Origin of the sequence: Dokdonia sp. Asnod3-C12, from assembly GCF_045063975.1 — a bacterium.
In the GTDB taxonomy this organism is placed as follows: Bacteria; Bacteroidota; Bacteroidia; order Flavobacteriales; family Flavobacteriaceae; genus Dokdonia.
The window spans coordinates 1,466,989-1,480,701 of sequence record NZ_JBEFNY010000003.1; the positions used below are offsets into that span (position 1 = coordinate 1,466,989).

Sequence of the window (13,713 nt, forward strand, 5' to 3'; positions counted from 1 at the left end):
CAACTAGTTACGACGACCACGTGGTTTCTGACGAGGGTAGGCTTTAGTTTCTTTCTCTACCACGTTTGCGATTTTAGCGTATTTAAGCACTCCATTATCACGGTATGTTATACCAGCTTCAGATGGTGATAATGTAAATGGAAATGCGTCATTTTGAACGGGAGGAGTATTTACCGCCTCATCTTCTACATTATCAGACATCACTATATCTTGATTAGGACCTTGGTCTGTTCTAAAGCGAGCAATGTAGTTATCACTACCACGCATAATTTTTCCTACGCCTTCGCGAAAATATACGTTTTCTAATACCACATTGGCTTCTAATGCTTCTATGTCTAAATAGAACTCTATTCCCGAGCCTCCCTGAGCCATACCAGCAACATACGTATTATAATATGCTGGACTTAATGCAAAAGCTGGTTGAGATAGGACCATAGTTTTTTGAGTATCTGACACAGCGGTAGACTTACATTGTGTGAGTAATAATGAGGAGAATCCTATGCTTAAAAGCGCTACTAGTTTGTACATTTTCATAATTGGTTGTTTTGAGTTTATATTCAAAACCCTTGCCATAAAGATAGCAAAGATTATTCTTGCGGATATGACTTCATTTAAATGCAGCGCCTAGGCGCTATTACCCCAAAATGATGTGCATAAAAAACCCCAACCGTTACCGGTTGGGGTTTACTCTATGAGTTATAATAGTACTATTTAAATCAGTACTAGTTATTCAAAGCTTCTGCTCCACCTACGATCTCTAAAATCTCGTTTGTAATAGCAGCTTGACGTGCTTTGTTATATTGTAATTTAAGCGCATCTCTAAGCTCTGTTGCGTTGTCTGTTGCTTTGTGCATGGCAGTCATACGCGCACCGTGTTCTGATGCTACAGAATCTCTAATTCCTTTAAAAAGTTGTGTTTTTAAAGCTTTAGGAATTAATCCCTCAACGATTTCCTCTTTAGAAGGCTCAAAGATATAATCTGCAGTTGCTGCTGCTTCCTCTTGTACGGTTGCTACAATAGGTAGAAACTGCTCTGGAGTTACAATTTGAGTTGCTGCGTTCTTAAATTTATTGTAGATAATGTCAATGCGATCGTATTCACCAGCTTCAAAACGAGCCATTAGATCTTCTGCAATTGCGGCTACATTATCAAAAGTAAGATCATCGTAAATATCATTGTTATTTTCGATTACCTTAAAAGTCTTTGCTAAAATAGCATCAGCTTTTTTTCCTAATGTAACTAAGTGCACTTCTTTACCAGCATACTTTGCGGCAACACGTGCATTAACACCTTTGATAATATTTGTATTAAAAGCTCCTGCTAGACCTCTGTTTGATGAAATAGCTACTATAAGTACCTTCTTTATCTCACGATCTTCTGCAAGTTTACTTCCAGAATCTGCATCTAGTGTAGCGCTTAAGTTCTGTAAAAGCTCAGTAAGCTTATCAGAATATGGGCGCATTGCTGTAATTGCATCTTGTGCCTTTTTCAACTTTGCAGCAGATACCATTTTCATGGCACTAGTGATCTGCATCGTAGAAGATACCGATGAAATTCTGTTTCTTATTTCCTTTAAGTTTGCCATCTTCTTTAAATTCCCGTAGTCTCAAGCATTACATCTTGAACATCACGATTTGTCTTTAATTTTGACAAGTCTCCCGCTCGCGCGGGAGTTGTTGAATTACATTTTTCGCGAAAGCGAAATACTCTTAGATATACTTTGCAGATAGGTCTTTTGCAACAGCTACTAATGTATCTGTAACCTCGTCTGTAAGTTTTCCAGATTTAAGTGTATCAAGGATACCTCTATGCTTAGCGTTTAAGAATTCGATATAATCTGCTTCAAATTCTTTAACCTTATTTACTGGTACGTTACGTAGTAAGTTTTTAGACCCTGCATAAATAATTGCAATTTGATCCTCTACTGTAAACGGTGTATTTTCTGCTTGCTTAAGTATTTCTACGTTACGCTTTCCTTTTTCAATTACGTTAAGGGTAGCAGCATCAAGATCAGAACCAAACTTTGCAAACGCTTCCAATTCACGGAAAGCTGCTTGATCCAGTTTTAAAGTACCTGATACTTTTTTCATTGATTTAATCTGTGCGTTACCTCCTACACGTGATACCGAGATACCTACGTTAATAGCTGGACGTACACCAGAGTTAAATAAATCTCCATCTAAGAAGATTTGCCCATCTGTAATAGAAATTACGTTTGTAGGGATATAAGCAGATACGTCACCCGCCTGTGTCTCAATGATAGGAAGTGCAGTAAGTGATCCTCCTCCTTTTACGATAGGCTTAAGACTATCAGGAAGGTCATTCATTGTTTTTGCAATGGCATCATCATTAATCACCTTTGCAGCACGCTCAAGTAATCTAGAGTGTAAGAAAAATACATCACCAGGGTATGCCTCACGTCCCGGTGGACGACGAAGAAGAAGTGATACCTCACGGTATGCAACTGCTTGCTTAGATAAATCATCATAAATGATTAATGCTGGACGACCTGTATCTCTAAAATATTCTCCAATCGCTGCTCCTGCAAATGGTGCATATACTTGCATTGCTGCTGGATCTGATGCGTTTGCTGCAACTATCGTTGTATAAGCCATAGCTCCAGCCTCTTCAAGTACATTTGCAATAAGTGCAACTGTAGAAGCTTTTTGCCCGATGGCTACATATATACAATGTACTGGCTCACCAGCATCGTAAAATTCTTTTTGGTTAAGGATAGTGTCAATACAAACAGTAGACTTACCTGTCTGACGGTCACCAATTACAAGCTCACGCTGCCCTCTACCTACTGGTATCATCGCGTCAATTGCTTTAATTCCTGTTTGTAATGGCTCTGTTACTGGCTCACGAAAAACAACACCAGGCGCTTTACGCTCAAGTGGCATCTCATAAGTTTGTCCAGCGATAGGTCCTTTTCCATCAATAGGAAGACCTAGTGTGTTCACCACACGTCCAGTAATACCTTCACCTACCTGGATAGATGCGATACGCTGTGTACGTTTTACGGTGTCACCTTCTTTAATAGATAAAGAAGTACCTAAGAGTACAACCCCTACATTATCTTCTTCAAGGTTAAGAACAATTGCTTCAAGACCACTTTCAAACTCAACAAGCTCACCATACTGTGCGTTTGCAAGTCCGTAAATACGAGCGATACCATCACCCACGGTCAATACTGTTCCTACTTCGTCAAGGGAAGCTGTTGCTTCAAAACCTGAAAGTTGTTTCTTTAAAATTGCCGAAACTTCTGCTGGTTTAACTTCTGCCATTACTATTTATATTTGGTTTACGCTTCCGCGAAAATTGATATTCGTTGTTTAATTATACAAACTCTATCACCGCATTAATGCAGCGACAAAGGTAATTACTTTTTAATGTTTTGATTGTAAAAATCAACTACAGCTTCTGCTGAACTTAATTCTCTATAATCTAAATCCTTTAGTGCTTCTAAATCCTCTCCAAAATACTTATTCATACCTTCAAGATTCTTATCTGCATTTGAGATATTGAATTGAAATCCTTTTTTCTCTTTCTTAACTTTAACACTGTAAGCGTTATTATCAACATCTTGTAATATTAAAATGTTATCATCTTCTTTGATAATTTTATAATACTCAGAAGTATCAAAGCTAAGTGAACTCATTGCTCCCGCAGCAAGCTCTAGGCCTTTTCCTTTAAGTTTTGCACCAATGTAACAACTCTCTTCTCCATCAACGGTAAGACAAAAACGCTCTTCGTTTTTTGAAGAAAAAGTTTTATATCTAGTCTTTCCTTTTTTATTCTTGTAACGTACAGATACTTTCTTTCCTGTATCCTCACCGCCTATTGCAACAACATTATCCCAATCACCAGGAGCAGGAATATCCGTCCATTTTACAGAGATATCTCCTTCAACACGTTCACCTTTTTCACTGATGATATATCCGGATGCACCATAAATATTATTTGAAGCTTCTTTAGCTACTTCATAAGCCTCTACAGCTTCAACACGAGCCGCCTTAAGCTGCTCTCCTCTTGCAATTTGTGCATTTTCTCGCTTTTCCTCGACCTGATGGCCTAGTGTTACTCCGTTTACACCTAATTGCTTAGCAAGCTCTTGAACAAATCTAGTCGAATAAGAACCATTATTATTTCTATTACTAGACTGAGCCACATAACTGAAAGTTGTTTTTTCATAGGGTAAATTAACTTCAACATTATTTGACTTAGATCCAAATGCCGTAATACTAGCAATTGCAACCTTATGATTATCTAAATCATAAACACTAAATGTTGTGGTAGATGCTTCACGTTCATCCGTGTAATATCCAATTACATTTGAATCATCCGGACCCTTGTAACCTTCACGAATTTTTTGATCATCCCCTACAGTTACATTTATACTTGCAAGCGCATTCTTCTTCGCTTTTTCTTCAGCAATTTGGCCTTTCAAAAGATCATTATACTGATTAGTTAAATTAGGACGATCAACGTCTAAAAAACTATTAAGCGTTTCAATTTCTACTCCGTCTGTTGAAAGAAGTTTATATTTCTTAAAAAGAAGCTCAGCTATACCTTTTTTCAAGTTCATTGTAAAACTAAGGTATTCCATGTCTACCTCCGTTCTCTTAGACTCGTCGGCATTTTTGATAATTAACCACTCCTTACTTAGGTCTTCAGAAATTTTGAGACCTTTATGATCAACAATAAATTTCTCAGCGTCATCATCTAAGCTTGTAAAAGTATAAGAGGCACCAAGCTTTTCGATTTTAGCTACCTGCACCTTATCTGCTTCAACAAAGTCTTTTTTGACTTTAATTTTTTGAGCTAAACCTGAAGTTACACTCAAAATAATTACTGCGGCTGTTAGAAAAATGTTTCTCATAGAAGAAGGATAGGAATTATAAACTATTACTAAATTCTCTTTTTAATTTGCCTAACTGGCTAGCGATACTCGCATTATATTGCGTATCACCTACACGTAGCACAAAACCACCTATAATGCTCTCATCGATTACATTAGTTAGGGTTACGTTTGTACTTCCAGTAAGAGCTGTCACTTTTGCTAAAACTTTAGTTTCTAGCTCTGGTGTTAAAGCTACTGCGGTTGTTACCGTTGCAGCTTCAATTTTATTAGCTTTATTATATTCTGTAATAAAGCTTTGTGCTACGCCGCCTAACAAGTTAGCTCTTTTATTATCAACAAGAACATCAATAAGACCAAGAGTCTCCTTTGTTCCGTCTGTAAATACTTGACGTAATACTGCACGTTTATCGTCTGTTTTGATAATTGGGCTATTAAGAGCATTGCGAAGACCTTTACTTCCTTCTAGCGTTGCTGTAACAGATTTCATATCATTTAAAACTGCCTCAATAGTACCATTATCTTTTGCAAGATCTAGTACTGCTTTTGCATATCTTATTGCTGCTCTACTCATAGTGATGGCCGCTTAAATTCGATTAGTTTAAAGTCGTGTTTCCTAGCATCTCATCTACGAGCTCTAGTTGCCTTCCTTTATTTGAAAGTTCACTCTTTACAACTTTCTCTGCAATCTCTACAGATAGTGCTGCAACCTGACCTTTAAGATCTGCGATAGCACTCTTACGCTCAGCTTCGATTGCGGCCTGCGCTTGTGATACCATTTTATCTGCCTCAAGTTTTGCTTCTGCCTTAGCATCGTCAATCATTTTAGCCTTCATCTCACGAGCTTCTTTAATCATAGACTCACGCTCTGCACGTGCTTCTTTTAAAAGCTTCTCGTTATCTGCTTGAAGATTTTGCATGTCTAGCTTTGCTTTTTCAGCAGCATCTAGAGCGCCTTGTATTCCTTCTTCACGCTCATTAAGAGCATTCATGATAGGCTTCCAAGCAAATTTTACCATCAATAAAATGATAAGTAAAAAAAGGATTGTTTGTTTTACAAACAGGTCAAGTGAAAAATTGTCTAATAATTGTTCCATCTCAAAAGTGATTCTTTGTTCTTTTATTCTTTGTTTAATGAAATTCAACTCCTGTAACCAACCGTTACAGGAAGTTGAATTTTAAGGTTGATTTGGATTAAGCTCCTAAAATTAGGGCACCAAATGCAAGTCCTTCTAAAAGTGCAGCAACGATAATCATCGCAGTCTGGATCTTACCAGCAGCCTCAGGCTGACGAGCAATTCCTTCCATTGCAGCTCCACCAATCTTACCAAGACCGATACCACCTCCAATTACTACTAAACCAGCTCCCACTAAATTTGGGATCATTGGTGCTACTTCTTGTACTAATGCTAAAGACATAATAGTGTATATAAAAAATTAAACAAATAAAAATTCTTAATTAAGTGAAGTTCTTTCTAATAACCTCAGTATCCTCTATCGTTTCACCATGCTCATCATGTAACTCCTCGTCATGATGATCATCTGCTACAGCCATACCAATAAATAGAGCTGACAATGTAGTGAATATATACGCCTGTAGAAATGCTACTAGCAATTCTATAAGCATAATAAATAGTGACAAGAATAATGACACAATAGTAGAACCTGCAACGCTAAGTGAATCTTGCAATAAGATTCCCACCGCAACAAGACTCATAACTACCGTGTGACCTGCCGTGATGTTTGCAAATAAACGTACTAACAGTGAAAATGGCTTAATAACCAATGTACCTGCAAGCTCGATAATACCTAATAATGGTCTGAACACGTAAGGGATACCTGGCATCCATAACATGTGACCCCAGAAATGCTTATTACCGCTAAATACGTAAATCACTAATGTAATAACAGCAAGTGCTGCAGTTACCGCAATCTGACCTGTAACGTTGAAACCAAATGGCATTAAACCTACAAGGTTAAGTATCCAGATAAAGAAGAATACCGTAAGAAGGTATCCAGTAAATTTTCTGTAGCTCTCCCCAATGTTTGGTTTTGCGATCTCGTCTCTCACGTAAATTACTAGAGGCTCAAGTACTCGTGCAAATCCTGTTGGAATATTTTTTTTCTTGTATTGTCTTGCTAGTCCTGAGAACCAGATTAACATTAAAAGTCCTATTAGTAAGATACCAAAAACACTTTTTGTTATTGAAAGATCAAAAGGTTTTGAAGCATTTGTAGCGTGGTGATCTTCATCATAAGTAAGACTTGTTGCTGCTGCATCAAGTTCATAGATACGACCGTGATTTTTTACAAAGCGGCTTTCTCCTTTAGTTACGATTACCTGTCCTTCATCATCATGATGAAACTCAGAAGACATAAACGCAGTAAATCCGTTTTCTCCCCATAACATTACAGGAAGTGGGAAACCCCAGTGATGCTCTACTCCATTATCATCAAAAGTTGAGAATAAATGGAAGTCGTGAGAATCCTTTAAGTGATGCTGTATATAAGCCTTTACCTCCTCTTTAGTATTAACTGGATTTCCTTTTTCTCCAGTCTTTCCAGCATCCGCTTTCGCGAAAGCGTAAAAGGGAATACTAAGAACAAAAACTAATACTAAAAGTGTGATTGATTTTGATGCTACCTTCATTCTTAAATTTTCAATAAATAACGTAACCTTAAATTTTGTGCAAAAATACTCATTTTCTTGAAAATAAAATGCATTTCTTAATTATTTCAAAATTAATCCGCTCTGTTTAGCATTTTAACAACCACCATCACCTCATAAATTATGAAAATAGCAATAGGAATGAGTAATGATAATTTATCTGACTTTGTTAATTGCAAGCTTGTAGACAGCAATTCTCTAAAAATCACAAAGAAGAGCATCATTTTTAAAACAATAGATCCTAGGTATAAAAATCCTATTTGATCCTTAAACTCTTTTAAAAAATAAATTATGAGCTCAAATGTTAAAACAAAAAATAGAGATAATGAAGCATGAAAGATATATACATCTCTCAAGCTGTAAGGAGGAGAGCTATCTAGTGACGTTAACAAGTAATTATGCAAGCTGTAACTTATAAAAAAAGTGATTACAGCAATGATTACATACAAGAGTAATTTTTTTATCACGACTACTTGTTAAGTTGTATTACTCCTTTGATTACTATATAAATGGAAAGAAAAACTGATAATAATGTGATTGTAGTCTCTAGCCAATTTGCCTCATACCGCACATCGAGCCATTTTCCTAATAAATTACCTAAGTAGATAGTTACACCCATCTGGAAAGGTATGGTGGAAAATTTAACCCATTTATTAAGCTGAACGTTCTTCTTTTCCTTTGCCATTTGACAATGATTTTACGCTTCCCTTCATAACGCAAGATGCATTAAAGGTTGCTCCTGGCTCTACCGCTAGTTTACCAGTAATTACTTCGCCTTCAATATGAGCAGCTGTTTTAATAGAAAGAAGGTTTTTAATTTCTAATTTACCTTCTATTTTACCTTCTACATCTGCGTCATTACAAATAAGAGTTCCTATGACCACACCTGTTTTTCCTATAACGATTTTATTAGGTGATGTAATATTACCATGTATAACTCCATCAATACGGAAACCACCTTCTGAGGTTACATCCCCTTTAAGTGTTGTACCCTGGCTTATGCGGTTCTGCTGGTTAGTGAGGTCAGGTCCTTTTCCTTTCTTATTGTCTGAAAACATCGGTAAAAAATTAGTCAGTTAATTTGAATCTTGTGCTTTGTAGGCATCAAGATTTTTATGCATTTGTATTATTTTATAATTCTCTGAAGCGATTACCATACTAGGTAATGTTATCAAAATATCTTTATTAGTACTAAGCAACTCTACGAGACCTTCTGCTTGCCTGCGGCTACTTAAAAAATGAACTACAACAAACGATTGTTGTGCGTCATAAACATCAATGGAGGTTGAGAACTCCGTATAACCCACCTCATCAAAGCTTTCTAAAAGCTTTTTCTGTAAATCCTTTGCTCCTTGAATATTACTGTTATTAAATGGGTAGACTATTTTATAGTTAATTGCAATTGCCTCGTCATCAAACTGATCAAACTTCATGGTAGGTAGCGCATTTTGAAGTAAGCTTTGTGCTTTTTTTCCTTCTTCTGTGCGAGGATATGTGAGTGCTACATAGCTCAACCCTTTTTTATAAGCATCATAACCTTCATATCTACCAGCGACTGTTGCCTTGAGTAATTCAAATTTTGGTAAATATGGATCCCCATAAAATTGGTCTATCCTTTTATTTAAGTCACTCTCAAGATTTGCAAAGTTTTGATTTTGGAATCTCTTATATAATCCTTTGTACACCTCTTCTGGCGACTCTGCGTCGGCTTCTAATGCTTTGTCTGGATTATTAATGCGGGTAGCATAACGAGAGTCTGGATATTCCGCTGTGATTTTATTTTTATAAGTATTCGCTTTCGCGGAAGCGTTCATAGCCCCATACACTTGGTAGAGATTGTATAATGCAGGAAGCACTAACTTTTCATCTGGATTAAAAGCTAACAATTTTTCTAATCGCTGCGCTGCCAAAGGATATTCTTTAAACTTTTCCTTGTAAATAAGCCCTAGTTGAAAGTATGCAAAGTCACGTTCTTTTAATAAACTATCTACCTGCGTTTTCTCTCTTGGTAAGGTTGCAATATAATCTGCCGCAGTCATCGCCTTCTCACCATCAAGCTCTGGGTTATCTAAAGCTACTGGCAACGTACCAGAATTGAGTGGTACAGACTGTGTAGAAGATAATCTCCACCCATCTACAAGGCGACGCTTTCCCCATCTTTTTTCAAAAGACTGTTTCCCATAAGAAACAGCTACATCATTATAGAAATAAAATTCTCCTGGCTCACCTCCTATTGCCCTTCCTCCACTGCTTGAAGCATTAAAAAATTCATTGTTTCGTATGTTATCAATGCGCGCAATAGAATCTGCCGCTTTCTTTGCTTTAATTTGAGCAATATAGTTATCGAAATAAGCTGTAAGCGAATCTTCAGAAAGTGTAACAAGCGCTATAATACTGTCATTGCGCTGTGTAAGGTTTTCGTAATCTATAACGTCGGTTAAATTCTCACGCTTTTTCTTGATCGTACGATACTCGCGGCTGCGATCACTTATCTTACCTATAACGCTATCATAATAAGCTCCTGCAATTTTATAAGAGGCTTGCTCAAAACTATAGTCTGCAAGTGCTAGGTAATCTCTAGAAAGCAAATAATCATCTGTACTACTTTGTCTCAACGACTTATTATAATTTGCAATTGCAGAGTCTTCTCTTCCTGTTTTCATAAAGAAGTCTGCCTTTGCATAATAGATTTTATCTAAAAATGGTCTGTTTTCACGGTTAAGTACCATCTTATCCAAGCGCTCTCTCAAAAGCAGAGTATCTGCTTCTTGATAATCATAATTACGTATCTGCTCTATATGAGCGTTTATGTGATACTTGCGGGGAATCTTTCTATTAAGATCAATTACTTCTTGGAATGCTAGGTTTGCACTATCCTTTTCTTCTAAACGATTGTAGAGTTGTCCCTTAATATAATTATAACGACCTCTCTCTTCAGATTTACGAGTTAATTTTGAAGCGTCTTTAATGTAAATAAGAGCACTATCTAGTTTATTTAAATTGAGATATGCTTGAGCAAGCATCGCCTTTGCATCTGCAATGTCTTGATCCTTTAATTTATTTTCAACCTTAAATATTTTCTCAAGGTTAGCAATTGCAACCTCATTATTTTCAAGGCGGATATTCGTCTTTTCTTTCCAGACTTTGGCTTGCGCTATATTATTACTTTTAGGATAGTATGCCAGCACGTAATTAAAGGCCTCTAGTGCAGGCACAAACTGCTGATCATAATAACGTGCTTTACCTAAAAGAAGAAAAGCTTCATCCATTTGTGGATTACGCTCCTCACCATCTATCTTCATAGCATGGTTTTGTATTGCTTTGATAGCCTTTTCTTCTGCTCTTAGAAAATTAGGATCTCTGTTCTCTTCTCCTAGTGCCGTATTTTCCTCAAAAACGATACGCTCAATGGGTAAGATATCCCAGTAATTATCATTAAAGGTTTGCACGAGCGAGCTTTTGCCTTCTTCAAGGGCTACATTACCGTTATATAAAGTATTAAACTCTGTAGTAACAGCATGGAAGTTACGACTCAAAAAAGAATCGTTCTTACGAGAACAACTCGATAGAGATAGTGTGACAACACCAGTAATGAATAAACGTTTTAAGAGTAATTTCAAACCTTATTTGTTTTTACTAAAAGGAACTGTAATTTACCTTTATTAGTATGGAAGCTCGTAAAAATACGCTTCTTTTTGAAAAAACGAAGATTTCTATCAGTAATTAAATAGTATTCACTTAGTAAGAAATATCCTCTTCACAACAAATAAGCAGCAAAAAGACATTTTACGCAATCGTTTGAATTTTTATTATAAAAATTACCCCATGTTCATCATTGATTGCAAGCACTTTAGTACATTTACAATTCAAGCCGTTTAAACGGTTTGAACAATTAAGTTGGGGAACTTAGGAAATGGTTGCTTTATTGTGACCATTTTTTTTTACCTAAAACTTATATCTCTGTGATCACCTCATTACCAGCAAAATAACCTTCTAACTCTTTAAGAGTCGCTGGTGAGGTAATAATGTCCTTTACAAGTTCTCCTTTCTCAAGCACTACAATACGCTCACAAACTTCTGTAACATGCTGTAAGTCATGACTTGAAACAAGTACTGTAACCTCCTTGTCAATGGCCATTTGCTTGATAATTCCTTTGAGTCTTATTTGCGTAGTTGGGTCCAGATTTGCAAAAGGTTCATCAAGAATAATAACATCAGGCTTTCCTATAAGCGTTGCCACGATACCCACTTTTTTCTGATTTCCCTTAGAGAGATCACGCAAATACTTGCGCTTTCCTATAATCTCATCATTAAAGAAATCTTCAAAAGTTGCAAGTAACGCATCTACATCTGCCTTATTCTCGCCTCTCAAGTCTCCTATAAAGTAAAAGTATTCCTCTGGTGTTAAGTAACCTATGAGAAAAGTCTCGTCTATAAAAGATGCGGTGTGTGTTTTCCAGTCTTCACTTTCATTTACCTTTACTCCACCATTTTCTATATAACCAGAAGTAGGCTGGATAAGATCTAGCAAACAGCTAAAAAGTGTTGTTTTACCCGCGCCGTTATTACCTACGAGTCCAAATGATTGTCCCTTAGGAATCTCAAAACCTTCAAGATTAAGAACTGTTACTCCACTATATGATTTTGATAAGTTGTTTATAGTAATCATAGTCTCTGTTATTTAGTTTGTTTGTAAGCATCAAGCGTTTTATACTTCTCGCTCTTATATATTTTAATAATCTGGTCAAACACTTTATCTCTAAAGGCAAAACCTATCAACCCTACTATAGCAACAAGTGCGTACCCTAGCATAGGCCCCACTGTAAAGTGGCCTATAGCATATAAAGCCATTGGTCCAAGCATTTTTGGCAAGCTCACGAGTAATGTTTTAAGGTTAAAAGAGCTCTTATCACCAAAGGCTTTTTTACCACTCTGTAAGTCTATAGGTGTTTTTATAAACGCACCACCAAGTAACACTAAGTGAGCGTTAATTCCCATATTAAAAATGGCGCCAACAATGATGGCGAGTAGCACATCTACCCCAAAGTAAACATAAGGAATACAAAGTATTGCAGAGATAAGAGTGGCGATTACCACTAGTAACCACTTTGATTTTAAATACTCTTTATAAGCGATATTTTGCGTCATCATGAGCGGATAGTAAGCACTATCCCATGATGGAACAAACTGACCAAAACTGAACAAAAACCCTCCCGACACAAACACTGCCGCAAACATCATCCAGAACGGACCACTATAAACCTCTATAGCATCTCCAAAAAACAACAATCCATAAAACAAAAACATCATACTCATAAAGACCGTAGTCTTAGAGCGTTTATTTCTCATTATAAGTCTAATGTCATTTTTGAGAAATGTAGACTGTTTCCCAAAACGGTCTAACCATCCTAAATCTCCACCGCTTGCTTTACTCACCTTTTTTGCCAGCCCTGCATCAAGGTATAATCGTGCTAAGAAATATTTAAATGCGATGGTTGCCACCACAGCAAGTAGTGCTATGGGGAAAATAACCGTCCACTTCACTTCATACAACCCTTGAAAGAATGGCTGAGTGAAAGCAGTAATATCAAAATATTCATAATACTGAGCAGCGCCTAGAAGTGCAAAAAGCACTCCCGTACCTATCACTAACCACAGCTTATCATTCAAAAAGACATTGATAAAGTTATTTGCATATATAAAACAGAACATTGCAATATGCCATACCAATACTCCCAGCGGATTAAAGTCTTGTGTAATTAATACAATAGAAAATGGAATAAAGAAAAAAGCATGCATCCAGTTCCAGAAAGAAAGCACCGTCTTGCCTAATGCAAATTTTACAATTTTGGTTTTCTTAAAAGGCAGTAGTAACAGCGGCTTGATATTTACTACTGGCATTTTCTGACCCATATATCGTATAATAAGATCACCTACTACATAATAAATCATAAACATATTTACCGTAGTAAATGGTTCGAGATCCATTTTCTCAAGAAGGAAATAGAGTCCTACACCTGCACCTCCTAAGTACAATATCATCATCAACACCCCAAAAATCATTAAGATCTTGAGGGCGAGGTTGGTTTGAAAAGAAGCACTTCTAAAAAAAGCCTTCCACTCTAGACTTATAAATTGTTTTACCATAATTACAGGTTATTTAGCGAGGTATAGGTATTTAAA

General features: G+C 36.6%; 14 protein-coding genes. All 14 read right to left on the bottom strand.

All coding sequences use genetic code 11. From position 1 onward, the window contains the following. Positions 1–3 precede the first annotated feature (3 nt). The 14 genes from ACJJVW_RS06780 to ACJJVW_RS06845 all read right to left on the bottom strand — a co-directional run bounded on the left by ACJJVW_RS06780 (position 4) and on the right by ACJJVW_RS06845 (position 13,677). Positions 4–534, bottom strand: coding sequence for a hypothetical protein (locus ACJJVW_RS06780; protein ID WP_405251152.1), 531 nt, complete (start codon positions 532–534; stop codon positions 4–6). A 188-nt stretch (positions 535–722) separates the two neighbouring features. Next, positions 723–1,586 (bottom strand): ATP synthase F1 subunit gamma, encoded by an 864-nt coding sequence (gene atpG / locus ACJJVW_RS06785; RefSeq protein WP_013750720.1) that lies wholly within the window; start codon positions 1,584–1,586, stop codon positions 723–725. 124 nt (positions 1,587–1,710) lie between these two features. Continuing rightward, positions 1,711–3,288 (bottom strand): F0F1 ATP synthase subunit alpha, encoded by a 1,578-nt coding sequence (atpA, locus tag ACJJVW_RS06790; protein ID WP_013750719.1) that lies wholly within the window; start codon positions 3,286–3,288, stop codon positions 1,711–1,713. A 95-nt stretch (positions 3,289–3,383) separates the two neighbouring features. After that, positions 3,384–4,883, bottom strand: coding sequence for a hypothetical protein (locus ACJJVW_RS06795; RefSeq protein ID WP_405251153.1), 1,500 nt, complete (start codon positions 4,881–4,883; stop codon positions 3,384–3,386). Positions 4,884–4,899: 16 nt separating this feature from the next. Next, positions 4,900–5,436, bottom strand: coding sequence for an ATP synthase F1 subunit delta (atpH, locus tag ACJJVW_RS06800; RefSeq protein WP_298323495.1), 537 nt, complete (start codon positions 5,434–5,436; stop codon positions 4,900–4,902). Between the two features lie 22 nt (positions 5,437–5,458). Beyond that, on the bottom strand, positions 5,459–5,959 hold the full coding sequence (locus ACJJVW_RS06805) for a F0F1 ATP synthase subunit B (RefSeq protein ID WP_298323493.1): 501 nt from the start codon (positions 5,957–5,959) through the stop codon (positions 5,459–5,461). 97 nt (positions 5,960–6,056) lie between these two features. Then, the gene (atpE, locus tag ACJJVW_RS06810; RefSeq protein WP_013750716.1) at positions 6,057–6,281 is read right to left on the bottom strand and encodes an ATP synthase F0 subunit C; all 225 of its coding nucleotides are present in this window, start codon (positions 6,279–6,281) and stop codon (positions 6,057–6,059) included. Positions 6,282–6,321: 40 nt separating this feature from the next. Further along, positions 6,322–7,512 (bottom strand): F0F1 ATP synthase subunit A, encoded by a 1,191-nt coding sequence (gene atpB, locus ACJJVW_RS06815; protein ID WP_405251154.1) that lies wholly within the window; start codon positions 7,510–7,512, stop codon positions 6,322–6,324. Between the two features lie 92 nt (positions 7,513–7,604). Then, positions 7,605–7,997, bottom strand: coding sequence for a DUF6168 family protein (locus tag ACJJVW_RS06820; protein WP_144782508.1), 393 nt, complete (start codon positions 7,995–7,997; stop codon positions 7,605–7,607). A 2-nt stretch (positions 7,998–7,999) separates the two neighbouring features. Then, complete coding sequence (locus tag ACJJVW_RS06825) at positions 8,000–8,215, bottom strand: AtpZ/AtpI family protein (RefSeq protein WP_144782510.1); 216 nt, start codon at positions 8,213–8,215, stop codon at positions 8,000–8,002. Next, positions 8,184–8,588, bottom strand: coding sequence for a polymer-forming cytoskeletal protein (locus tag ACJJVW_RS06830; protein ID WP_298323485.1), 405 nt, complete (start codon positions 8,586–8,588; stop codon positions 8,184–8,186). Before ACJJVW_RS06830 ends, ACJJVW_RS06825 begins: the two co-directional genes overlap by 32 nt. A gap of 18 nt (positions 8,589–8,606) precedes the next feature. After that, positions 8,607–11,150, bottom strand: coding sequence for a tetratricopeptide repeat protein (locus tag ACJJVW_RS06835; protein ID WP_405251155.1), 2,544 nt, complete (start codon positions 11,148–11,150; stop codon positions 8,607–8,609). A gap of 332 nt (positions 11,151–11,482) precedes the next feature. Next, the gene (locus ACJJVW_RS06840) at positions 11,483–12,199 is read right to left on the bottom strand and encodes an ABC transporter ATP-binding protein (protein WP_298323481.1); all 717 of its coding nucleotides are present in this window, start codon (positions 12,197–12,199) and stop codon (positions 11,483–11,485) included. Between the two features lie 8 nt (positions 12,200–12,207). Continuing rightward, entirely contained in the window at positions 12,208–13,677 is a 1,470-nt protein-coding gene (locus tag ACJJVW_RS06845; RefSeq protein ID WP_405251156.1) for a DUF5687 family protein, read from the bottom strand. Between the last annotated feature and the right edge of the window lie 36 nt (positions 13,678–13,713).

What these genes read in the sequence shown, in the direction of transcription:
- atpH (WP_298323495.1), bottom strand. Translation starts at nt 5,436, where the DNA reads ATGAGTAGAGCAGCAATAAGATATGCAAAAGCAGTACTAGATCTTGCA.
- ACJJVW_RS06780 (WP_405251152.1), bottom strand. Translation starts at nt 534, where the DNA reads ATGAAAATGTACAAACTAGTAGCGCTTTTAAGCATAGGATTCTCCTCA.
- atpG (WP_013750720.1), bottom strand. Translation starts at nt 1,586, where the DNA reads ATGGCAAACTTAAAGGAAATAAGAAACAGAATTTCATCGGTATCTTCT.
- ACJJVW_RS06825 (WP_144782510.1), bottom strand. Translation starts at nt 8,215, where the DNA reads ATGGCAAAGGAAAAGAAGAACGTTCAGCTTAATAAATGGGTTAAATTT.
- ACJJVW_RS06830 (WP_298323485.1), bottom strand. Translation starts at nt 8,588, where the DNA reads ATGTTTTCAGACAATAAGAAAGGAAAAGGACCTGACCTCACTAACCAG.
- atpA (WP_013750719.1), bottom strand. Translation starts at nt 3,288, where the DNA reads ATGGCAGAAGTTAAACCAGCAGAAGTTTCGGCAATTTTAAAGAAACAA.
- ACJJVW_RS06840 (WP_298323481.1), bottom strand. Translation starts at nt 12,199, where the DNA reads ATGATTACTATAAACAACTTATCAAAATCATATAGTGGAGTAACAGTT.
- atpB (WP_405251154.1), bottom strand. Translation starts at nt 7,512, where the DNA reads ATGAAGGTAGCATCAAAATCAATCACACTTTTAGTATTAGTTTTTGTT.
- ACJJVW_RS06805 (WP_298323493.1), bottom strand. Translation starts at nt 5,959, where the DNA reads ATGGAACAATTATTAGACAATTTTTCACTTGACCTGTTTGTAAAACAA.
- atpE (WP_013750716.1), bottom strand. Translation starts at nt 6,281, where the DNA reads ATGTCTTTAGCATTAGTACAAGAAGTAGCACCAATGATCCCAAATTTA.
- ACJJVW_RS06795 (WP_405251153.1), bottom strand. Translation starts at nt 4,883, where the DNA reads ATGAGAAACATTTTTCTAACAGCCGCAGTAATTATTTTGAGTGTAACT.
- ACJJVW_RS06845 (WP_405251156.1), bottom strand. Translation starts at nt 13,677, where the DNA reads ATGGTAAAACAATTTATAAGTCTAGAGTGGAAGGCTTTTTTTAGAAGT.